Source organism: Cupriavidus sp. 05L310, assembly GCF_056398185.1.
Genome location: NZ_JBFTOX010000058.1, coordinates 36,700 through 58,296 on the forward strand (window position 1 = coordinate 36,700; position 21,597 = coordinate 58,296).

The 21,597-nt window shown below is 66.5% G+C and carries 20 protein-coding genes; 8 read left to right on the plus strand and 12 right to left on the minus strand.

The window, feature by feature from the left end; translation table 11 throughout:
• Positions 1 to 79: 79 nt before the first annotated feature.
• From kdpA to AC1DS6_RS32800, 5 genes are all read right to left on the minus strand, one after another.
• Positions 80 to 1,900: a potassium-transporting ATPase subunit KdpA gene (kdpA, locus tag AC1DS6_RS32780; RefSeq protein WP_441631016.1), complete on the minus strand. Its 1,821-nt coding sequence runs from the start codon at positions 1,898 to 1,900 to the stop codon at positions 80 to 82.
• Positions 1,900 to 1,989, minus strand: coding sequence for a K(+)-transporting ATPase subunit F (kdpF, locus tag AC1DS6_RS32785; protein ID WP_006164365.1), 90 nt, complete (start codon positions 1,987 to 1,989; stop codon positions 1,900 to 1,902). The genes kdpA and kdpF overlap by 1 nt, the downstream gene beginning before the upstream one ends.
• Positions 1,989 to 2,156: a hypothetical protein gene (locus AC1DS6_RS32790; protein WP_200876704.1), complete on the minus strand. Its 168-nt coding sequence runs from the start codon at positions 2,154 to 2,156 to the stop codon at positions 1,989 to 1,991. The genes kdpF and AC1DS6_RS32790 overlap by 1 nt, the downstream gene beginning before the upstream one ends.
• 263 nt (positions 2,157 to 2,419) lie before the next feature.
• A complete protein-coding gene (locus AC1DS6_RS32795) occupies positions 2,420 to 4,513 on the minus strand; it encodes a hypothetical protein (RefSeq protein WP_477103968.1) in 2,094 nt (697 codons plus the stop codon).
• 302 nt (positions 4,514 to 4,815) lie between these two features.
• Positions 4,816 to 5,787, minus strand: a complete 972-nt coding sequence (locus tag AC1DS6_RS32800; protein ID WP_441631012.1) for a magnesium and cobalt transport protein CorA — start codon at positions 5,785 to 5,787, stop codon at positions 4,816 to 4,818.
• 219 nt (positions 5,788 to 6,006) lie between these two features.
• On the opposite strand from AC1DS6_RS32800, the gene minC reads away from it, so the two are divergent.
• The 4 genes from minC (at position 6,007) to AC1DS6_RS32820 (ending at position 9,395) form a co-directional block, all read left to right on the plus strand.
• Complete coding sequence (minC, locus tag AC1DS6_RS32805; protein WP_441631010.1) at positions 6,007 to 6,825, plus strand: septum site-determining protein MinC; 819 nt, start codon at positions 6,007 to 6,009, stop codon at positions 6,823 to 6,825.
• Positions 6,826 to 6,887: 62 nt separating this feature from the next.
• Positions 6,888 to 7,703 carry a septum site-determining protein MinD gene (minD, locus tag AC1DS6_RS32810; protein ID WP_441631008.1) on the plus strand — a complete coding sequence of 272 codons (816 nt, stop codon included), beginning with the start codon at positions 6,888 to 6,890 and terminating at the stop codon, positions 7,701 to 7,703.
• A 15-nt stretch (positions 7,704 to 7,718) separates the two neighbouring features.
• Positions 7,719 to 7,973, plus strand: a complete 255-nt coding sequence (minE, locus tag AC1DS6_RS32815) for a cell division topological specificity factor MinE (protein WP_006164360.1) — start codon at positions 7,719 to 7,721, stop codon at positions 7,971 to 7,973.
• A 339-nt stretch (positions 7,974 to 8,312) separates the two neighbouring features.
• Entirely contained in the window at positions 8,313 to 9,395 is a 1,083-nt protein-coding gene (locus tag AC1DS6_RS32820; RefSeq protein ID WP_441631006.1) for a porin, read from the plus strand.
• Positions 9,396 to 9,476: 81 nt separating this feature from the next.
• Here AC1DS6_RS32820 and AC1DS6_RS32825 read toward each other — a convergent pair whose 3' ends face one another.
• Both AC1DS6_RS32825 and AC1DS6_RS32830 read right to left on the minus strand, forming a co-directional pair.
• Complete coding sequence (locus tag AC1DS6_RS32825) at positions 9,477 to 10,292, minus strand: histidine kinase (RefSeq protein WP_441631004.1); 816 nt, start codon at positions 10,290 to 10,292, stop codon at positions 9,477 to 9,479.
• The gene (locus tag AC1DS6_RS32830; protein ID WP_441631002.1) at positions 10,289 to 10,987 is read right to left on the minus strand and encodes a response regulator transcription factor; all 699 of its coding nucleotides are present in this window, start codon (positions 10,985 to 10,987) and stop codon (positions 10,289 to 10,291) included. Before AC1DS6_RS32830 ends, AC1DS6_RS32825 begins: the two co-directional genes overlap by 4 nt.
• A 297-nt stretch (positions 10,988 to 11,284) precedes the next feature.
• Here AC1DS6_RS32830 and AC1DS6_RS32835 point away from each other — a divergent pair, with 297 nt between their 5' ends.
• Positions 11,285 to 12,061 (plus strand): response regulator transcription factor, encoded by a 777-nt coding sequence (locus AC1DS6_RS32835; protein WP_441631000.1) that lies wholly within the window; start codon positions 11,285 to 11,287, stop codon positions 12,059 to 12,061.
• Here AC1DS6_RS32835 and AC1DS6_RS32840 read toward each other — a convergent pair.
• The 3 genes from AC1DS6_RS32840 to AC1DS6_RS32850 all read right to left on the minus strand — a co-directional run bounded on the left by AC1DS6_RS32840 (position 12,048) and on the right by AC1DS6_RS32850 (position 14,470).
• Positions 12,048 to 13,037: a Bug family tripartite tricarboxylate transporter substrate binding protein gene (locus AC1DS6_RS32840; RefSeq protein ID WP_441630998.1), complete on the minus strand. Its 990-nt coding sequence runs from the start codon at positions 13,035 to 13,037 to the stop codon at positions 12,048 to 12,050. The two genes, AC1DS6_RS32835 and AC1DS6_RS32840, sit on opposite strands and share 14 nt — an antisense overlap.
• Before the next feature lie 101 nt (positions 13,038 to 13,138).
• The gene (locus tag AC1DS6_RS32845; protein WP_441630996.1) at positions 13,139 to 13,462 is read right to left on the minus strand and encodes a hypothetical protein; all 324 of its coding nucleotides are present in this window, start codon (positions 13,460 to 13,462) and stop codon (positions 13,139 to 13,141) included.
• Positions 13,463 to 13,486: 24 nt separating this feature from the next.
• Positions 13,487 to 14,470, minus strand: coding sequence for an EamA family transporter (locus tag AC1DS6_RS32850; RefSeq protein ID WP_441630994.1), 984 nt, complete (start codon positions 14,468 to 14,470; stop codon positions 13,487 to 13,489).
• A gap of 122 nt (positions 14,471 to 14,592) precedes the next feature.
• Between AC1DS6_RS32850 and AC1DS6_RS32855 the strand changes: the two genes are divergently transcribed.
• Entirely contained in the window at positions 14,593 to 15,198 is a 606-nt protein-coding gene (locus AC1DS6_RS32855; protein ID WP_441630992.1) for a MarR family winged helix-turn-helix transcriptional regulator, read from the plus strand.
• A gap of 103 nt (positions 15,199 to 15,301) precedes the next feature.
• Positions 15,302 to 16,615 (plus strand): M20/M25/M40 family metallo-hydrolase, encoded by a 1,314-nt coding sequence (locus tag AC1DS6_RS32860; protein WP_441630990.1) that lies wholly within the window; start codon positions 15,302 to 15,304, stop codon positions 16,613 to 16,615.
• Between the two features lie 169 nt (positions 16,616 to 16,784).
• On the opposite strand, the gene AC1DS6_RS32865 is transcribed toward AC1DS6_RS32860, so the two are convergent.
• The gene (locus AC1DS6_RS32865; RefSeq protein WP_441630988.1) at positions 16,785 to 18,044 is read right to left on the minus strand and encodes an MFS transporter; all 1,260 of its coding nucleotides are present in this window, start codon (positions 18,042 to 18,044) and stop codon (positions 16,785 to 16,787) included.
• Between the two features lie 110 nt (positions 18,045 to 18,154).
• Here AC1DS6_RS32865 and AC1DS6_RS32870 point away from each other — a divergent pair, with 110 nt between their 5' ends.
• Positions 18,155 to 19,051 carry an AraC family transcriptional regulator gene (locus AC1DS6_RS32870; protein WP_441630986.1) on the plus strand — a complete coding sequence of 299 codons (897 nt, stop codon included), beginning with the start codon at positions 18,155 to 18,157 and terminating at the stop codon, positions 19,049 to 19,051.
• A 1,053-nt stretch (positions 19,052 to 20,104) separates the two neighbouring features.
• Here AC1DS6_RS32870 and AC1DS6_RS32875 read toward each other — a convergent pair.
• On the minus strand, positions 20,105 to 21,373 hold the full coding sequence (locus AC1DS6_RS32875; RefSeq protein ID WP_441630984.1) for a M20 aminoacylase family protein: 1,269 nt from the start codon (positions 21,371 to 21,373) through the stop codon (positions 20,105 to 20,107).
• Positions 21,374 to 21,597 lie beyond the last annotated feature (224 nt).

Here is a 21,597-nt window from a genome sequence, read left to right on the forward strand (position 1 = left end):
TGCGCGGACGGCAGCCCTCATTGCTTGCTGGTTTGCTGCCTCGCCATGCCGCGCGGGTCGCCGCGCGGCAGGCGCTCCGTCACTTGCCCGCCGCCGTCACCGCGGGGGGCTGCAATTGCTCCGCCACCGGACCCAGCGCGAGCGCCGGGATATAGGTCAGCGCGCCCACCATCAGCACCGAGCCAACCAGCAGCACCACAAACAGGGGACCGTGCGTGGGCATGGTGCCGCCGGTGACCGGAAGCCGGCGCTTGGCCGCCAGCGAACCCGCCATGGCGAGAATCGGCACGATGATCCAGAAGCGCCCGAACCACATCGCCGCGGCCAGCGCCACGTTGTAGAAGGGGGTGTTGGCCGATAAGCCGCCAAAGGCGCTGCCGTTGTTGTTGGCGGCCGACGAGAACGCATAGAGGATTTCCGAGAAGCCGTGCGTGCCAGGGTTGAACACACCGGCGCGGCCCGGCTCCACCATCACCGCCACCGCCGTGCCCAGGAGCACCAGCAAGGGCGTGACGAGGATCGCCACGGCAGTCATCTTCATCTCGTAGGTCTCGATCTTCTTGCCCAGGTACTCCGGCGTGCGGCCGATCATCAATCCTGCGATGAACACCGCCAGCACCGCGTACACCAGCATGCCGTACAGGCCCGAGCCGACGCCGCCGAACACCACCTCGCCAAGCTGCATCAGCAGCATCGGCACCAGGCCGCCGATGGCGGTGAAGGAGTCATGCATGGCGTTGACCGCGCCGCACGATGCCGCCGTGGTGATGGTGGCGAACAACGCGGTGGCGGCAATGCCGAAGCGCGTTTCCTTGCCTTCCATATTGCCGCCGGCCTGCAACGCGCTGGCCGCGTGGTCGATCGGCAATCCCGCCAGCGCGGCGTTGGCCATCTGCTCGGAGAGCGCCGCCACGCACGCCATGACGATAAAGATCACCGCCATCGAGGCCAGGATCGCAACGCCCTGGCGGCGGTCCTTGACCATCTCGCCGAAGGTGAAGCACAAGGCCGCCGGAATCAGGAAGATGGCCAGCATCTGGATCAGGTTGGCGAGCTCCGTCGGGTTCTCGTAGGGATGGGCCGAGTTGGCGTTGAAGAAGCCGCCGCCATTGGTGCCGAGCATCTTGATGGCTTCCTGCGAAGCCACCGGGCCCATTGCCAGCGTCTGCTTGTCGGTCTTCATGGCCTCCGTCACGGGCGCGCCCTTGGCGTCGAGCACGGGCTGGCCGGCTGCGTCCACCTTGGGCTGGCTGTACTCGACCGGCGTCACCAGCGTGACTTCCTTATAGCTGTCGAAATTCTGGATCACGCCCTGGCTGACCAGCGCCAGCGCGATGGCGGCGGAGATCGGCACCAGCACGTAGAGCGTGCAGCGCGTCATGTCCACCCAGAAGTTGCCGATGGTGGTTGCACTCTGCCGCGCGAAGCCGCGGATCAGCGCGAATACCACGGCGATGCCGGTGGCCGCCGAGAAGAAGTTCTGCACTGTGAGCGCCAGCATCTGCGTCAGGTAGCTCATGGTGGATTCGCCCGCATAGCCCTGCCAGTTCGTGTTGGAGACGAAGCTGACGGCTGTGTTGAAGGCGGAGTCCGGCGTGACGGCGCCAAAGCCTTGCGGGTTGAGCGGCAGCCAGACCTGCACGCGCTGCAGCACGTAGACGGCCACCACGCCCAGCATATTGAAGGCGATGACCGCGACGGCGTACTGCTTCCAGCCCATCTCGGCATTGGCGCGCACGCCGGCCACGCGGTACAGCACGCGCTCCAGCGGTCGGCCCCAGGCTGTGGCGAGGTAGCGCTCGTCCTCCATCGCGCGGCGGATATAGCGCCCCACGAAGGGCGCGAGCGCCAGCAGGATAGCCAGGTAGAGGACCAGAAGTCCCAGGAATTCGGTTGACATCAGAATTTCTCCGGCCGGAACAGGGCGATCAGGAGGTAGATAAAAACAGCGACGGCGAGCACGCCGCCCAGCAGGTCAGCCCAGTCCATCACAGCCTCCTGTCGGTGGCGCTGTCCTTGCGGCGCACTTCGGCACCCTCCGCGCCCGGCCCCTCGGCCGCGCCGGGCGGTTTGCTTCCCAGCGCGGCGCATAAGGCCAGCAGTGCGCCAGTCAGCGCACCGAACAGCAACAAACCAATGAAATAGATCCCGTCCATGGCAACACACCGTGAGTGATTCACAGATGGCAGATTAGGGATGGCGCGGTAAAAACGGGGTAGAGAGGGGAGGCGGGGGTGTAAAGAAGATATAAAGATCGCGTAAAGACGGCGCGCAAGTGCGCTGCAGCCTCCTCCGCGGCCGTGGCGCGGCGTGCCGGGGCGAAAAAAAGGCCCCGCAGGCCTTTTGGCCTTGCGGGGCTATGCAGGACGCCGAAGCCGGCTGTGGCGCCGGCCGCGTCAGGAGCGCCTGATTCCTGGAATCAGTTGTAGGTGTAGACCACCGACTTGTTGCTGTTGTCCAGCATCCGGTACCCGAACAGCAGGCCGCGCGTGGTATTGGCCGAGAAGGCCGGCACCGCCGCATTGACCACGATCGAGGTCGCGCCCTTGGGCGCTGGCATGGATGTGCTCCAGGTGCCGTTGCTGTCGACCGAGACGGCAACGCTGCCGATCTGCTGGGCGGAGACATTCTGCACCCAGTCCGCCGTCAGCGACGTCTGCGCGCCAGCCAGGCTGGCGTTGGACGGGTCCAGCGCGGCCAGCGACTGACTGCCCAGCGTGTTCCACGGCAGGTTCACCCCTTGGGTGGCCGGCACGAGGTCGCTCAGCAGGGTCTTGTTGTAGCTGTAGGTCGGCGTGGTGTTGGTGCCATGGAACAGCTCGATGCGGTACTTCGCACCCTTGACCACCTTGGAGGCATCGGCGTTGTCCGCTGCTTGCGCCCACGCCAGGCCGGCGGGATTGCCCGCCAGCGTGCTGGCCGCGCTGCCGCTGAGGCCCGCAGTCCGCGAGAACCAGAAGTTCGGGCAGTTGTACGACGGCGAGGGCGGGCTGAACTCGTTGCCGCACTGGGCGGTGACGGGCACCGTACCGGTCTTGTTGCTCACGTCCATGTAGGTCTGGCCTACTTCGGCCGGGACCGGCGCAATATAGACAATGCCATTGCTCGGCAAGCCGGGCCCGGTCACGCGCGCATAGCTCAGGGGGGCGTTGTTGACGACGCTGCCCGGGCCCGTGGCGTTGATCATGAACTGGATGCCGCTCTGGAAGTGGCTGTAGTTATTGTTGTTCTTGCTGAAGCCGGGGTTGAGCTGTTCGACACGCCGGATCTGGAGCTTGACGGTCACATCGACGGGCTGCTGGTTGCCGACCAGCCACCAGTTCGAGGGATGCGCGCTGGTCGCGCCGTTGGCGATATTGCGTGCCGTCGTGATGATGTTGCCGGGGTTGCCGCCGGCGTCCAGGTACCGGATGTTGAAGATGGCTTCGTCACGCCCCGAGGCCGTCGACGCGGCGGGATAGAACGCCATGATTTCCGGCACGCTGAACTGTGCGCCCGTCATGGTATCGCTGGTCAGGATGCCGTAGAGCAATTGCCCGAAGTAGAAGCCGTTTTGCAGGAAATCGATACCGGCTGCGTTGCTGCTGTCGGCAGCGATGTTCTGGCATGCGGACGCCACCCCGTCGACCTCCGGGCCGCCCTGCGACGCGCTCAGGTTGGCATTGGAGGACGTCACGCGCTGCGCGACGGGCAGCGCGAAGCAGGCCGAGAGCCCCTTGGCGACGGCCTGTGCGGCCTGCGGCAGGGCCGCGACGGCGGCGGGCGGCGCGGCGAGCGTGCCGCCGGTGCTGGTGGCGGTAGCAATGGCTATGGGCGTCGGGTTGTCGACGGTGGTCAGCGCCAGCTTGCCGGTGGCCGGGTCCGTGACCACCTTGACGATGTCGAGCACCTGGTCGGCGGTATTGCCCACGCCGGCCGCCGTGGCAGCGGTAATGGCGGTCGAGAACGGATCGTAGCTGGCGGGCGCTCCGATGGCGGCGAGCACGCTGGCGAGCTGCGCGACCACATTGGCGGTGACCTTTTGCAAGGCGGCGGCGTCCACCGTCTTGCCACTGACGACAGTCAGCGGATTGCCGTCGGCGGCGAGTTGCGCCACGATGGCCGTGGTCAACGGCGTGGCGTTGAGCGTCAGCTTGGCGCCGGCGGCCGGCGTGACGGTGCTCACACTGACCAGCGGGGCGGTGTTGCCGGTGGGGTCCGTGACGACCACGAAGAACGGCGCCACCACGCCCGTCTTCAGGGTGCAGGTGTAGGTGCCCAGCGCGCTGGTGGTGACCGCGGCTTCCTGGCAGGGCGAGGCGCCCGCGCTGTCGGTAATGGCCACCTTGGCGTTGGCGAGGGCGGCGCCGGTGGCGGCCGTGCCAGTCACCGCGGACGCGGCCACGGCCACGACCGGCTTGTCGCTGGTGGAACCGCTGCTGGCGCTATCGCTGCTTCCGCCGCCGCAGGCGGCCAGCGCCAGCAGCGCCGCGCCGCTCAGCGCGACCCCGAATGTCTGAAATTGAAGCTTCATTGGATTTCTCCCCCCCGAGAATGGATGCTGCACTTCTTGTGTTCTAGTGACCTTGTTTGCCGCGCCATGGCGCGTCCGGTGGCGCGACCCACGCCAACCCGGCCCACGCACGGGCGCGGACCGGGGGCCAGACTATCCAGCGCGCCGGAAGGAGGGAATCCCATAAACATGGCATGGCGTGCCGCCAAAGCATCGGGAAGCGGGAGGGGGAAGCGAGGAAGGCGGTGTGACCGGAGTCGCGGCGGCCCCCGTGGGCTGCCGGCCGGCGTGGTGCCGGCGGCCGGGCGGCCGCGCCACGCGCCTCAGATCCAGCCCGACTTGTGCAGCTTGCGCCAGAGGCCGCCGCAGGCCAGCACCGTCACACCGACCACCACCGGATACGCATAGTGGAACTGCAGCTCAGGCATGAAGCTGAAGTTCATGCCGTACAGGCTGAACACCACCGTGGGAATGGCCAGGATGGCGCCCCAGCCGGCAAGGCGCTTGACCACCTCGTTCTGGCCCACGGTGACCAGCGCCAGATTCACCTGCACCGCGGTGGTCAGCATCTCGCGCACCACGTCGAGGGTGCGCACCAGGCGGCTGGCATGGTCCGCGATATCGCGGAAGTACGCGCGCAGTTCCTTGGGCACCAGCTCCTCGTGCAAGCGGATCAGTTGCCCGCAGATTTCCTCGATCGGGTAAACCGCATTGCGCAGGCGCAGCACCTGGCGCTTGATGTGGTACAGGCGTTCGATCGCGGCGCGGTCGAACTCGTCGCGGAAAATGCCTTCCTCAAGCCGCTCGAAGGCGTCCTCGAGCCGGGTGACGATGGGCATGTAGTGATCGACCACGAAATCCATCAGTGCGTAGAGCACATAGCCCGGGCCGTTGGCCAGCGCGCGCGGATCGCTCTCGCAGCGCTCGCGCACCGGCGCGTAGCTGCTGCTCACGCCGTGGCGGACCGATATCACATAGTTGGGACCGACGAACAGGTGGGTCTCGCCCACCACCACTTCCTCGTCCACCAGCTGGGCGGTGTTGAGCACGATGAAGATGGAGTCGCCGTAGGTTTCCAGCTTGGGCCGCTGGTGCGCGTCCAGGGCATCCTCCACCGCCAGGTCGTGCAGGCCGAACTCCTGCTGCACCTTGCGCAGCAGCGCCAGGTCCGGTTCGTGCAGTCCCAGCCACACAAAGGTGCCGGGCACGGCGAGTGACTCGCTGATTTCGTCCACGGCCACGTCGCCCACCCGCTTGCCGCCCCGGTAGGCCACACTATTGACGATCGCGCCCATGAGCACTCCGTTGTTCAGATGGCGCAATCGTAACAAGAGCGACGGCGGAACGGCGCGCCGGTGTGCCGCCGCCTGCGCGCGGCGCCGAAGACAATGCATCCGCCCGGGAAAACGGGCCATCAACGCGCCGCATCCGGCACTGGCCTGCCTGCATCGGTCATTTGTTACAGTTCTGCACCCAGACGAAGTTAGAATGTCCCATTTCCACGGTCACCGACTATGTCCCAGAAGAAATCGCCACGCTTCGAGCTGCGCAGTGGCAATGTCGACGCCCTCCTACTCGCTCTCAAGACCGCTGACATCGCAGCGCTGCGGGACGATCTTCTGTCCCGCTTCGAATCGACCCCCGATTTCTTCTCCAATGATGTGGTCGCCCTGGACCTGCGCCGCCTGGAAGGCGACGACAGGGTCGCACTGGACACCGTGATCGAAACCCTGGCCCTGCTCAAGGCCCGCGCCATCGGCGTGGTTGCGCGCGAGGCGCAGCGCGGCTGGGCCGAGTCGTTCGGCCTGCCCCTGCTGGACAGCCAGAGCCGGCGCGGCGGACGCGACGAAGCGCCGCAGGCCGTAGCGGCACCGGCCGGGATCGAAGCCCAGGCCGAGGCACAGGCCGAAGCGAAGGCGCATGCCGAAGCCAAAGCCGCGGCAGCGGAGGTGGAAGCCGCGGCCGCCGCCGCGCTGGCCGAAGCCGCTTCGCGCGGCATGGCCACCATGTTGATCGACAAGCCGCTGCGCTCCGGCCAGCAGATCTACGCCGCCGGCGACGTCGTGATACTCGACCTGGTCAGCTACGGCGCCGAGGTGATCGCCGAAGGCAATATCCATATTTATGCCCCGCTGCGCGGCCGCGCGCTGGCGGGCGTCAAGGGCAACGCGCAGGCGCGCATCTTCTGCACCTGCCTGGAGCCCGAACTGCTGTCGATCGCCGGCATCTACCGCACCGCCGAACTGCCGTTGCCCGCCGATGTGCTGGGCAAATCGGCCCAGGTGCGGCTGGCCGGCGAGAAACTGATACTAGAACCGCTCCGGATGAAGTAACACCCGCCGCAGAGCCCAAACCACAGCAGCGCAAGCTTCAACCATTACTGGATCCAAGAGCCATGGCAAAAATCATCGTTGTGACCTCCGGCAAGGGAGGCGTAGGCAAGACCACCACCAGCGCCAGCTTTTCCGCCGGCCTGGCCTTGCGTGGCCACAAGACTGCCGTGATCGACTTCGACGTCGGCCTGCGCAACCTCGACCTGATCATGGGTTGCGAGCGCCGCGTCGTGTATGACCTGGTCAACGTGGTGCAAGGCGAGGCCAACCTGAACCAGGCCCTCATCAAGGACAAGAAGTGCGAGAACCTGTTCATCCTGCCGGCCTCGCAGACCCGCGACAAGGACGCGCTGACCAAGGAAGGCGTGGAGAAGGTCATCAATGGCCTGGTCGAGATGGGCTTCGAGTACATCGTCTGCGACTCGCCGGCAGGCATTGAATCCGGCGCCTTGCTGGCGATGTATTTCGCCGACGAGGCACTGGTCGTGACCAACCCCGAGGTGTCCTCGGTGCGCGACTCGGACCGCATCCTCGGCATCCTCTCGTCCAAGACCAAGCGGGCCGTGGACGGTGGCGATCCGGTCAAGGAACACCTGCTGATCACCCGCTACAACCCCAAGCGCGTGCATGGCGGCGAAATGCTGTCGCTGACCGACATCCAGGAAATCCTGCGCATCAAGCTGATCGGCGTGGTGCCGGAATCCGAGGCGGTGCTGCACGCATCCAACCAGGGCACGCCCGCCATCCACCTGGAAGGCTCCGACGTAGCCGATGCCTATGGCGACGTGGTGGACCGCTTCCTGGGCAAGGACAAGCCGATGCGCTTCACCGACTACCAGAAGCCGGGGCTGCTTTCGCGCATCTTCGGCAACAAGTAAGGAGGGTCCACCATCATGTCGATTCTGTCCTTCCTGCTCGGCGAGAAGAAAAAGTCCGCCTCGGTTGCCAAGGAGCGGCTGCAGATCATCCTCGCCCATGAACGCACCGGCCATTCCGCGCCGGCCGACTATCTCCCCGCCCTGCAGCGTGAACTGGTCGCGGTGATTTCCAAGTACGTGAAGATCAGCGACCAGGATCTGCGCGTGAGCCTGGAGCGCCAGGACAACCTCGAGGTGCTCGAGGTCAAGATCGAGATCCCGCAGGGTTAAGCCGCGCCCCCTCGCCCGAAGTCCGGGCGGCGGGCCGTCATGCCGCAGCTCCCTGGCCATACCGTGGCCAGCCACACGCCTGCGCGCCACCGGTGCGCCCCACGACCGCGGGGAAAGCGAGATGACGCCGACGCCATCTCGCTATGCACCATTTAATGGTTCTGTCGCGGCGTCGCAACGCTTTTGCACCAATTGCCGGCAAAGGGCCCGTCAACAGTGTGCATTAGTGTCTAAATCTTTTCTGTTTTGTTAAATTTCCGCGAGCGTTTACACGAAACGTAAACCTCGTTCGCCGCCGTGATCCGGCCGCAGACAAATACAGAACAGAAAAGGAGCCACATGAAGAGATCAGCCCTCACCCTTGCCATTGGTACGCTGCTGGCCGGCAGCGCCTACGCTCAATCGTCGGTGACCCTGTACGGCATCGTCGACCAGAGCCTGCGCTACACCAACAACTCGAACGCCAACAACGACAGCCTGTACCAGTTGACCAACGGCGCGATCACCAACAGCCGCTGGGGCATCAAGGGCAGCGAAGCCCTGGGCAACAACCTGAAGGCAATCTTCCAGTTGGAAAACGGCTTCGATCCGGATACCGGCAGGGCAAACCAGGGTGGCCGTCTGTTCGGCCGTCAGGCATATGTGGGTCTGTCCGGCGACTTCGGTACCGTGAAGCTGGGCCGCCAGTACACCGAGGGCTTTACTTTCTTCGGCGACTTCGATCCGCTGACCATCGGTAACTACACCGCCAACGCCTGGCCGTTCTTCCTGACGAACTTCCGCAATGACAACGTAGTCAGCTACGACGGCAAGTTCGGCGGCCTGAACGTGGGCGGCAGCTATGGCTTCGGCGAAAAGGCCGGCTCCTTCACCTCGTCGCAATACTATGGCTTCCGCGCTGCATACACCGTTGGCCCGTTCGGCTTCGGTGGCGTATACCAACTCACCCGCGACACGGCTGGCAACAAGCAGCAAATGTGGGGCGCGGCAGGTAAGTACAGCATCGGCCCGGCAAAGATCTTCCTGGGCTACATCGGCGGCCTGGACCGCACCGGCAGCGTCGACGCCAGCCTGAACGGCGACGCACTGGCAGCCGGTACCGCCAATCCGGTCCCGACCGGCAACTTCGCGGCAAACCCGCGCAAGGACATGACCGGCTACCTGGGCCTGACCTACCAGGTCACCCCGGCGCTGGCCCTGACCGGCGTGTTCTACGGCGACCACGTCCAGAACACGAACGGCGTGTCCAACAACCAGGGCAACCGCTACACCGGCGTGCTGCTGGCCGAGTACTCGCTGTCCAAGCGCACCCAGGTCTACGGCACCGTGGACTACAACAAGCTGACTGGCGGCACGAAGACCGAACTGCCGGGCAAGAACAACCAGACCGGTGTGGCCGCAGGTATCCGCCACATTTTCTGATTGTCCTTTCAGGCTTGACCTCTGCTCGCGCGGGGGTGACGCCAAACGACAAAAAAGCACCTTCGGGTGCTTTTTTGTTTTTCATGACAGCACGGGCAGGCGCAGCTGCCAGGTGACCGGCCGGCCGGCATGGTCGTCCGCATCCGCGCTGCCGCCGATGTCGAGTGTGCCGCCATGGCGCAACAGCACGCGGCGGCAGAACTGCGTCGCAACCGGCTCCGCCGCCTGCGCGGACTCGGCTCCGGGCACGAAGGCGACGGACAAGCGGCAGATGCGTCCGTCGACTTGCTGGCGCACCAGCGGCCGCGTGTCCCCGGCGGCGTCCAGTGCCAGGGCCAGCAGCACGCGCAGGGCTTCGGACAGCATCGCCGTGTCACCCCGTATCCAGACCCTGGCCCCCGCCAGATGGAGTTCGGTGCCGGGCCTGGCCGCCTGCCACAGCGCGTCGGCGGCCTCGCGCAGCAGCGCGGTCAGGTCAAGCACCTCCATGCGATAACCGTGGACCAGCTCGCGCAACAGCCGCGCAATGCCGTCGGTGAGACGCAGCGAAGCCTGCGCATGGCCTGCCGCCTGCGCCGCGAACACATCGTGCGCAAGCGCCTCGGGTGCGACCAGTTGCAGCTCGGCCAGTGCCAGGATGGCACTCTGCGGCGCGCGCAAGTCGTGCGACAGGGCGCGCAGGCCGGTTTGCCAGGACGCCTGCGCCTCGCTGTCATACGCCGCCACATCGATGGCGCCGGCGCTGGCCGGCAGGAGGCGCATGACGGCGGCGCATGCGTCGGCCTCCCGCTCCTCCCGCCCCGCCCCCATGTCGACAGCGAGACGCCCGATACATTGCTCCGCCGCGCGCAGGCACGCCGCCAGCCGCGCAAGCACGTTACCAAGCCACGCCCTCATCGCTCGCCTCCGGTCAGTTCGAGCCGGTAGCCGAGCGTGTAGACGGGCTGCAGCCGCAGCCCGTGCTCGGGATGCAGGGCAAGCTTGCTGCGCACCCGCGATATATGCGTATCGATGGTGCGCGACAGCTGCGAAAGCTCGCGCCCCCACACGGCCGCCACGATATGGTCCCGCGACACGATGCGTCCTTCGTTGCGGAACAGCAGCACGGCCAGGTCGAATTCCTTGGGGGTCAGCCTGAGCGGCCGGGCCCGGTGGGCCACCGTGCGCGCGGCGCAGTCGATGACATAGTCGGCCAGCTTGACGTGCTCGCCGCCCGCGGCCGGGTCCGGGTAGGCGCGCCGCAGCAGGGACTGCGTGCGCGCCAGCAGCTCGCCGCGCCGCACCGGCTTGAGCATGTAGTCGTCGGCGCCCGCGGCGAGGCCTTCGATGACGTCTTCCTCGGCATTGCGGCAGGTCAGGAACATCACGGGCACGCGCCGGTCCAGGTTGGTGCGCACCCACATCAGCACCTCCTTGCCGGAAAGATCCGGCATCTGCCAGTCGAGCAGCAGCAGGTCGAAGTTTTCTTCGCGCAGGTGCAGCAGCAGTTCGCGGCTGCGCCTGAAGGTCATGCAGACATGCCCGGCCTCGCCGAGTATCTGCCGGATCAGGGCCGCCTCGGCCGGTTCGTCTTCGAGAGAAGCGATCTTCATTCCCATGCTTGGTTGGCCGGTACGGCTTGGTGGCCCGCCGGTCTCGCTGTGATTGGCGCCGCTGGCGCCAGTGGGGCCCGACGCTGCGGGGCTATCCGCTATTAAAAACCGCGCGAAGACGCTTTCGGATGGGAATTTTCTCAAATTTCGCTAGCGATGCCTTTTTGCTTTCCGCTGCGCGCGGCACAAAGCTAAGATGCTCTGGCAGTGCCGCGCCATCCCGGCGCCGCCATGCGCAGCGCGGCGACCAGACCCGGGAGGCAGGCGCGCCGAAGCCCGCGCGCGAGGAGAGACTTCATGCGAATCGCTGTACTGGAGGACAACCCGGCCCGTGCCATGCTGCTGGAGCAGGCACTCAGCCTCAGCGGCCACGACTCGGTGCGCTTTCGCGAAGGCGGCGCGCTGATGCAGGCCCTGCGCAACGAGCCTTACGAGCTGCTGCTAATGGCCTGGGAGATTCCCGGCATCCCGGCACCGGACATATTGCAGTGGATACGCCGCACCCTCGGCGACGAACTGCCGGTCATGCTGCTGAGCCAGAGCGGCGACGACGACCACATCGCCAAGTGCTTCGCGCATGGCGCGGATGCCTTCCAGGCTGCCCCGATCCGCCACGCCGAACTGGCTGCGCGGGTGGAGGCGCTGCTGCGGCGCATGGCGCCGGTGGCGCAGGCCTGCGGCGAACTCACGCTTGGTGCCTACCGCTTTGTCCTCGGCGAGCGGCGCGCCTATGTCAACGACCACCCGGTCAAGCTGGCGCCCAAGGAGTACGAACTGGCCGTGCTGCTGTTCCGACATGCCGGCCAGTTGCTGCTGCGCCAGACCATCGAGGAAGAAATCTGGCAGCGCGACGTGCCGCCGGCATCGCGCACGGTGGACAGCCATCTCTCGCGCGTGCGCACCAAGCTCGCGCTGGGTCCGCGCAACGGCGTGCTGCTGTCCTCGGTATACGCGAGCGGTTGCCGGCTCGATCTGCTCGACCAGCCGGACCGGCCATCAGGGCCCCCGCACGGCGCCGGCAACGGCGGCAGTTGCCGCCAGTGGCCAGCCAGCCGGCGGCTCAGTCCGCCTTGATGCCCGCGTCTTTCACGATGCGGGCGTTGTCGTCATACTCCGCGCGGATCGCCGCGGCGAACTGCGCGGCGGTGCCGCCGGTGGGCACCTCGCCACCCTTGAGCAGGCGCTCGCGCACCTCGGGCTCGGCCAGGGCCTTGTTCAGTTCGGCATTCAGCTTCGTGACGATGGCCGCCGGCGTGCGCGCCGGCGCGAAGATGCCGAAAGTGGAAGTCAGGTTGGCCTTGGGGTATCCCAGCTCGGCGAAGGTCGGCACATTGGGGAGCGACTCGATGCGCCTGGGCGCCCCCACCGCGAGCGCGCGCAGCCGTCCGGCCTGCATGTGCTGCGTCAGCATGGGACTGGCATTCGTGCTCATCACCTCGAACTGGCCGCCAAGCGCGTCGTTCATCTGTTGCCCGGCGCCTTTGTAGGGAATCAGCGTCAGGTCGGCCCCGGACTTCGCCTTGACCTGCTCCAGCATGACATGGCCGACCGTGCCCAGGCCCGACGTGGCCCAGCGCACCGAGCCGGGCCGGGCCTTGGCCTGTGCGAGCAGGTCCTGGAACGATTTGCCACCGAAGCTTGACGTGGCGATCACCAGCACCGGCGAGTACATCACGCTCATGACCGGCGCGATATCGCGCTGCGGATCGTAGTTGACGTGTCCGACGTGCGGGTTGAGCGTGAGCGGGCTGGTCGAGGAGAAGCCCAGCGTATAGCCGTCCGGCGCGGCCTTGGCCACGGCGTCCATGCCGATGCTGCCACCCGCGCCCGCCTTGTTTTCCACCACCACCGAGGCGCCGGTCTGGGCCGACAGGCGCTCGCCGAGCGCGCGCGCCACGGCATCGCTGATGCCGCCGGTCGGATAGGCGACGATCAGGCGGATCGGGCGCGCGGGATACGCGTCGGCGGCAGTGGCGGCGAGCGGGCTGGCCAGGGCGGCGGCAGCCACCGGCACAGCAGCCAGCAAGGGAATTCGGCGGGAAGCGGACATGAATGGGGGAACGGCGAAGACGACGGTTGGAGACGGGACCGGCCGCGCTAGCGCCGCTGGGCGGCCCGGGACGGGTGCCGGCCTCAATGCAGGAACGGGCGCTATTTTATCCGATCGGCCACGCCTCCCGGCGCCGCCGGGCCGCGGGGAGCCAGCGGACACTCAGGTACCCACGATACGAACAGTTCATTGGCACGGTCGTACAGCCGCCATACGGTGCCGCACTCGCGGCAAGTGAAGGTGAGCATGCTGAACGGCACGCCGGCCGCACTCTGGCTCACCAGCGGGGCGGTGTGCTTGAGCGCCAGGCGCGCATGCGGCTCACGCCGGCGGGAATCCGCCGCGAGCGCGAGGCAGTGGTCACAGGCAGGCCGGGCGGGCCGCGGCGCGTTGGGGGGAGGCACGGCAGACGTCATGCCCGCCATGATGCCGTAAAAACGGCGCGCCTTTCACCCCTGTCGGTGCGGCAACGGCAATCGCGCGCCATCGGCTGCCTGCGGCCCCTGCCCAGGCTGCACCGCAGCCACCGGCGCGCGCTGGCCCAGCCACACGCTTGCCAGCACTAGCAAAGCCCCCGCCATTTGTGCCGTGCTCAGGGTCTGGCCGAGCACCAGGAAACCCAGCACCGTGGCGCTCACCGGGCTCAGCAAGCCCAGCGCGGACACCGCCGCGGTCGGCAGGCGGCCGATGCCGCGAAACCAGAATGCGTAGCTGACGCCGGCGCCGGCCACGCACAGCCACGTGTAGCCAAGTACATTGGGCAGCGTCAGGCGCGCCGGCAGGGTTTCGAAGGCCAGCGCGAACGGCAGCAGGAACAGGGCGCCGGCGGTGAGCTGCCAGGCCGTGAGCACCAGCGGCGAGACCGGCGGGCGCCAGCGCTTGGCCAGCACCGTGCCCAAGGCCATCGATACCGCGCCGGCCGCGGCGGCGGCCACGCCCACGGCATCCAGCCGCGCGGCAGGCCCCAGCACCAGCAAAGCCACGCCGCCGATGCCCCCAAGGCCGGCCAGCCAGGCGGCAAGATGCGGCCGCGCGCCCAGCAGCAGCCAGGCCAGCAAGACCACCAGCAACGGCTGGATGGCCCCCACGGTGGCCGCGACCCCGCCCGGCAGGCGGTAAGCGGCAATAAACAGCATGGCCTGGAACAAGCCGATATTCAGCACGCCCAGCAACGCCGCCTTCCACCACCAACTGCCGCGCGGCAGTTGCCGGCCCCAGGCCAGCATCGCCAGCCCGGCGGGCAGCGCGCGGATCACGCCGGACAGCAGCGGCTGGCCCGGCGGCAGCCACTGGCTGGTGATCAGGTAGGTGCTGCCCCAGATCAGCGGGGCGGAGGCGGTCAGCAGGATATCCGCCGCGCGTACCTGCGCCTGCGGGACCGGAGCAACCTGCCGGGATGACAGCGGGAGGGCGGACTGGGCGTCGGGCTTCATGTCGTCATGCCTTTATTTTTCTTCATGAAAAGAATCTTGATATCAAGATTTAAAATCCACTTTACGAAGTGAAAGGCTTGATGTCAAGATTCTTGTCACTCAGTCAAATCGCAGCGTACATCATGGCCACCCGCGGCAAACCCAAGGCACACGGCGCAACGGCGCCCACCGACGAAGCCGGCGGCGGCGCGTCTCCCCAAGCCAGCCAGCCGGCCCAACCTGCCGAAGCGCAAGGCGATCGCGTCGACCGCATCCTGGCCCAGTGGGCGCGCGAGCGCCCGGACCTCGATGCCGCGCCGATGGGCATCATCGGCCGCGTCTGGCGCCTGGCGCGCCACACCGATCGCGCGGTGGAGGCGGCGTTGGCGCCGGCCGGCCTGAATAGCTGGGAGTTCGACGTGCTGGCCACGCTGCGCCGCTCGGGGCCGCCCTATGCGCTGTCGCCGGGTGCGCTGATCGATTCGCTGATGATTACCTCGGGCACCATGACCAACCGGCTCGACCATCTCGAACGCGCCGGGCTGGTGCGCCGCTGCCCCAATCCGGATGACCGGCGCGGGCTGCTGATCGAGCTGACGCAGCCCGGCCGCGACCGCGTCGACCACGCGCTGGAGGTGCACGTGGCCAATGAGCATCGCCTGCTGGAGCCGCTGACGGCCGCTGAGCGCAAGCAGCTGGCAGGACTGCTGCGGCGCTGGCTGCAGGGTTTCGAGCCGGCTGACGAATAACGCTGTCCCATACACCGGCGCGGCTTCGGGGCTCCCGGCCCCCGGCCTGTTACCCCTTCGACCGCGCCGATTACGCCCCCCACCGCATCCCGGAGACTATCGCATGCTTTTGAACCTTCGCCCGCGCGCCAGCGCCCTTTCCCGCCGCCCGTCACTGAAGGCCGCCGCCACGCTTGTCGCTTTGCTCTGCGCCGCCGCGGCGCAGGCGGCGCCGGTGGAGCCCGCCTACCAGCTCTCCCAGCAGGAAAAGCCCGCGCTCATCGCCACCCTCAAGGACCTGGTGTCGATTGAATCGGGCAGCAAGGACATCGAAGGGCTGGACCGCATCGCCGCGCTGATCCGCGACCGGCTGGCCGCCATGGGCGGCGACGCGAAGCTGATCGAGCCCACCGAGGTCTACCGCATGGAAGACACGCCCAGGCAGGTCGGCAAGATGGTGATGGCGCAGTTCAAGGGCACGGGCAAGCGCAACATCATGCTGATCGCCCATATGGACACGGTCTACCTGCGCGGCATGCTGGCGCAGCAGCCGTTCCGCATCGACGGCGAACGCGCCTACGGCCTGGGCATCGCCGACGACAAGAACGGCGTGGCGGTGATCCTGCACACGGTAGCCATCCTGCAGAAGATGGGCTTCAAGGACTACGGGACGCTGACCGTGCTGATCAACGGAGACGAGGAGATCAGCTCGCCCGGCGCGCGCGCCATGCTGAGCAAGATGGGCAGCCAGCAGGACGCGGTGTTCTCCTGCGAAGCCACGCGCGTGACCGGCGACCGCCTGTCGCTCGCCACCAGCGGCATCGGTGCGATCTCGCTGACCGTGCATGGCAAGGCCTCGCACGCGGGCAGCTCGCCCGAACAGGGCCGCAACGCGCTGTATGAACTCTCGCACCAGATCCTGCAGATGCGCGACCTGTCCAACCCGGACAGCGGGCTCAAGGTGAACTGGACGATCTCGTCGGCCGGCACCAACCGCAACGTGATCCCGGCTACCGCCACGGCACAGGCCGATGTGCGCGTGCTGCGCACCGCCGACTACGACAACCTGGAGCGCACGCTGCAGGAGCGCGTGAAGAAGCAGCTGATCCCGGACACCAGGGTGGAAGGGAAGTTCGAGCGCCGCCGCCCGCCGCTGGAAGCCACCGATGCCGCGCGCAAGCTCGCCGCGCACGCGCAAGGCGTATATGCCGAGATCGGCGAGAAGCTGGCCGTGTACGACACCGCCGAAGGCGGCGGCACCGATGCGGCCTTTGCCGCGGCCGCCACCAAGGCGCCGGTGATCGAGCGCTTCGGCCTGCGCGGCTTTGGCGCGCACTCCAACGACGCCGAGTATGTCGACCTCAACTCGGTCACGCCGCGCCTGTACCTGCTCACGCGCATGATCATGGACGTGTCGCAGGACAAGACTGGCCGCTGATCTGCTCGCGGCCGGCGGCAGGCATCCGGCAGGACACGCCTGATGCGCTGACATGGCAGCCCCACAGGTGCTCCGGGCACCGCGTGGGGTTGCTGCAATGTGGCGCACAAGCACCGCGAGGGTGCATGGAATTGAACACCGGTACGCCCGCGTGCCACCGCACGCGGGCTCAGGCCAGCTTTTTGCGCCCGCCGAGGTCGGGCAGGAAGATGGCCAGCAGCCCAAGCAGCGGCAGGAACGCGCACAACGCGTAGACCGACTGGATGCCATGCGTGTCCGCCAGCTTGCCCAGCACCGCGGCGCCGATGCCGCCCATGCCGAAGGCAAAGCCGAAGAACAGGCCCGACACCATGCCCACCTTGCCAGGGATCAGTTCCTGCGCGAACACCAGGATGGCCGAGAAGGCGGACGCCAGGATAAAGCCGATGATGAACGACAGCACGCCGGTCCAGAACAGGTTGGCGTGCGGCAGCATCAGCGTGAACGGCGCCACGCCCAGGATCGACGCCCAGATCACGCGCTTGCGGCCGATGCGGTCGCCGATGGGACCACCCAGGATGGTGCCGGCCGCCACCGCGAACAGGAACACGAACAGGTAGAGCTGCGAACTCTGCCGTGTCAGGCCGAAACGCTCCATCAGGTAGAAGGTGTAATAGGTGTTCAGGCTCGCCATGTAGAAATACTTGGAGAACACCAGCGCCATCAACACCAGCATGGCGCGCACCACGGTGCTGCGCGGCAGCGGTGCGTGCGCGGCGACCGCCTTGCGCTTGCGCGTGGTATGCGCCAGCTCGCGGCCGTACCAGATACCGATCTGCCACAGCACGGCGATGGCCAGCAAGGCCGCGAGCGAGAACCAGGCCACGCTGCTCTGCTGGTGCACGATCCATGCCGCCAGCAGCGGCCCCGTGGCGCTACCCGCGTTGCCGCCGACCTGGAAGATCGACTGCGCCAGCCCGTGCTGGCCGCCCGAAGCCATGCGCGCCACGCGCGACGACTCCGGATGGAAGATCGACGAACCGGTGCCCACCAGCGCGGCCGCCACCAGCAGCACGCCATAGGTCGGCGCCACCGACAGCAGCAGCAGGCCGCACAGCGTGAAGCCCATGCCGATCGACAGCGACTGCGGCTTGGGATGCTTGTCGGTGTACAGCCCCACCACCGGCTGCAGCAGCGAAGCCGTGATCTGGTAGGTCAGCGTAAGCAGCCCGATCTGGGTGAAGCTGAGATTGAAGCCGCCCTTGAGCATCGGGTAGATGGCCAGGATCAGCGACTGGATCATGTCGTTGAGGAAATGCGAAAAACTGATCGCCCCCAGCACGCGGAAACCGGTCCGCTCGGCGGCGGCCTGCGTAGTGTGAAGACTCGGGGCCGGGCCCTGCGGCGAGGCGTTCGCGCCGCCTGGCGCGGTATCGATGCGGCTGCTCATGATGGAAACGGGGGCTGAGAGAAAACAAGAGGGGAATCCTGGCGCCCATCGTAAATGGCGCAATTCCGCCTGTCCTGCGAGAATAGGGCCGCAACCTTGGAGAAAAGGACATGCCCCGTCCCGTGACTCGCCGCAACGCCGGTGTGGATGCTGCGCCGTCCGCGCCACACGGCGCCATCGCCCCGCCCTCGGCCGCGCGCTATCCCGCCGATATTCCCGGCACCGACCGCGCCGACAGCTACGCGGCGGTGCCCGCCTATCTCAGCTACGACCGCAGCCTGATGCCGGTCACCGCCATGGCAGCCGACTACGTGTCGGGCCATGTCACCAAGCCGCACCAGCATCCGAACGCCCAGTTGATCCACGCCGTGCATGGCGTGATGGTGGTAGCCACCGCAGAAGGCCAATGGATCGTCCCGCCCACGCGCGGCATGTGGATGCCCGGCGGCACCGTGCACTGGATCCGCATGGTTGGCCACGTGCGCATGCGCACCGCCTATATCCGCCCGGACGCCGCCGCCAACCTGCCTACGCGCTGCACCGTGCTCGGCATCACGCCGCTGCTGCGCGAACTCATCCTCGCCGCGATCGACATTCCCACGCCTTACGCCGCCGAATCGCGCGACGGACGGTTGATGCGGTTGCTGCTGGATGAAGTGATGCTGGTGCCAACGCTGCCCTTGCACTTGCCACGTCCCGCCGATGCCGGGTTGCGGCAGATCTGCGATGCGATTGTCGGTGCGCCGGATACGGCGCTGACGCTGGCTGAATGGGGGGAGCGGCTGGGCGTGGATCCCAAGACGATCCAGCGGCGGTTTGCGCGGGAGACCGGGATGACGTTTGGGCAGTGGAGGCAGCAGGCGAGGTTGCTGGCGGGGTTGGAGGGGCTGGCCGCCGGGGCTAAGGTGGTGGATGTGGCGCTGGATCTTGGGTATGAGAGTCCTAGTGCGTTTTCTACTATGTTCAGGAGGCAGTTTGGGGTGCCGCCTAGTGGGTTTTTTCGGTGAGGTTTTTGGGCGTTGAAAGGCTTACAACGTTGGTGTGCGGGGGGTGGGGGGTTATTTTTGGGCGGTGTTGGTTGTTGCACCCAACAGCGTACGACATCCCCCTGCGGGGGACGCCGGTCACTTTTCTTTGCGTTCGGCAAAGAAAACTAACGAAAAGAAAGCCGACCCTGCCGGGRGCAGARCAATCAGGCTATTGCRCGTTGGTGGTTTCGTCGTCAGGCACAAGGTCTTGGCTGGCSTGCCTTACCGRCTCGAAGGGCAGCGCAATAGCATTACCCAGTGSTTTCGTGGTGCGGCCCCTGATAGTGGGCACCCTGCCCATTCGGCCATCTGCCGTTCGCGATGCAACGGGCCACGAATCTTCGGGATTTGCCGGTTTCGTGGTTTTGTCTCTGACGGCGAATACCCTGCAAATTTACACCCTGCCGTACCGGCGCTAGCCGTGACTGCATACGGCCGTCTTCGTTACGTGGTGGGCGCCGTGGCCCGGTCAGCGAACACGGAGGGATCTGACGATGGTGTTGTGCGCGGTTCTCGACCAATCCGTGAACGAAGCCGCATGGGGGCTGAGCACGGGCCACCGCGCCCACCACGAAACCCATCAATGCAAAGTTGCGCGGCGCCCACCCCCCAAGAACGGCAGGGACCGAACAATCACCGCGCTTGCCGTCAGAGACAAAACCACGAAACCAGTAGGACTCGAAGAATCGTGGCCCGTTGCATCGCGAACGGCAGATGGCCGAATGGGCACGGCGCCCGCCACTAGGGGCCGCACCACGAAACCCGTGTGGTACGCAGGGGAGCAGCTGTTGAAGCCGGTAGGGCATGCCAGCCGAAGCCACCACCCGCACGACGCAATCACTGCCACCAAATAGCCTGATTGCTCTGCTCCCGGCAGGGTCGGCTTTCTTTTCGTTAGTTTTCTTTGCCGAACGCAAAGAAAAGTGACCGGCGTCCCCCGCAGGGGGATGTCGTACGCTGTTGGGTCCAACAACCAACACCGCCCAAAAACAACCCCATCACCCCCCGCGCACGAACGTCCCTATAGCCCCCCTACCCCTCCAAATACCTCTCCACCAACCTAGCCCAATAAGCCGCCCCCACCGTCAAATTCTCATCATTAAAATCATACCCAGCGTTATGCAGCAACGGCTGCCCCGCCCCATTCCCCATCCTGACAAAGCACCCAGGCCGCTGCTGCAGGAAGTAAGCAAAATCCTCACTCCCCGCGATCAGCGGAAAATTCGCCACTACCCTCTCCGGCCCCACCAGTTCCTCGGCCACCTGCCGGGCAAACTCCGTCTCACGCTCGCTATTGATCAGCACCGGATAACCGCGGATGTAATCGATCTCCACACTAGCCCCATAGCCTTCCACATGTGAAGTCACCAACTGCCGGATACGGTTCTCCAGCGTGCGCCGCACATCGGGACTAAACGACCGCACGCTCAGTTCCAGCTTCGCGCTTTCGGGAATCACATTAGGCGCATGCCCCGCATGCAACGTACCGATCGTCACTACCGCGGTCTCGTTCGGGTCGATATTGCGCGACACGATGCTCTGCAGCGCCATCACCAGGCTGCCCGCCACCAGGATCGGGTCGATCGACTGGTGCGGCCGTGCCGCGTGGCCGCCCTTGCCGCGGATGGTGATGGCCACCGTATCGCAAGCCGCCATGAACGGGCCCGCGCGGAACATGAACATGCCGGCTTCCACGCCAGGATGGTTGTGCAGCCCGAAAATCGCATCGCACGGGAAGCGTTCGAACAAGCCGTCGGCCAGCATGCGTTCGGCGCCGCCGCCGGCGCCGATCTCTTCGGCGGGCTGGAAGATCAGGTGGACGGTGCCGTTGAAATGGCGCGTGCGCGCCAGTTGCCGCGCGGCGCCGAGCAGCACGGTGGTGTGGCCGTCGTGGCCGCAGGCGTGCATCTTGCCGGCATGGATGCTGGCGTATGGCAGGCCTGTGCGTTCGTGAATGGGCAGCGCGTCCATGTCGGCGCGCACGCCGATGCTGCGGCGTGAGCCGCCCTGGCGCAGCGTGCCGACCACGCCGGTACCACCAACGCCGCGCGTCACTTCGTAGCCCCAGCCTTCAAGCTGGCTGGCGACGAGCTCGGCGGTACGCACTTCGTCAAAGGCGAGTTCGGGATGCTGGTGGATGCTGTGGCGGATGGCTTCCAGCTCGGCACGGCTGTCGAGCGTGTCGGACAGTTCGCAGAAGTGGGAGATGCGCAGCGGGCGTGCCGATGGTGATACAGCGGGTGGGGTCGCGGGTGAGTCGGCGAGAAGAGACTCAATGAATTCGGGTGCGTGTTCTGACATGGCGGTGTGCTCGTTTTTTCGAGGCGTATAGAAAACAGTATTTCACGCTGGGCGCAGAGCGCAAACGGTTTAACCCTTTGTAGCGAAATCAGGGGAACAACTGTTGCGAACGGGGGACGATCCCTCCGCCCGAGGGGTCATCGAGGAAGCCTGAACTCCCGCGCGGGCATCACAGGCCCTGCCTTCTTCAGTGCGCCACGGATGCCGGCAGGTGCGGCTGGCGG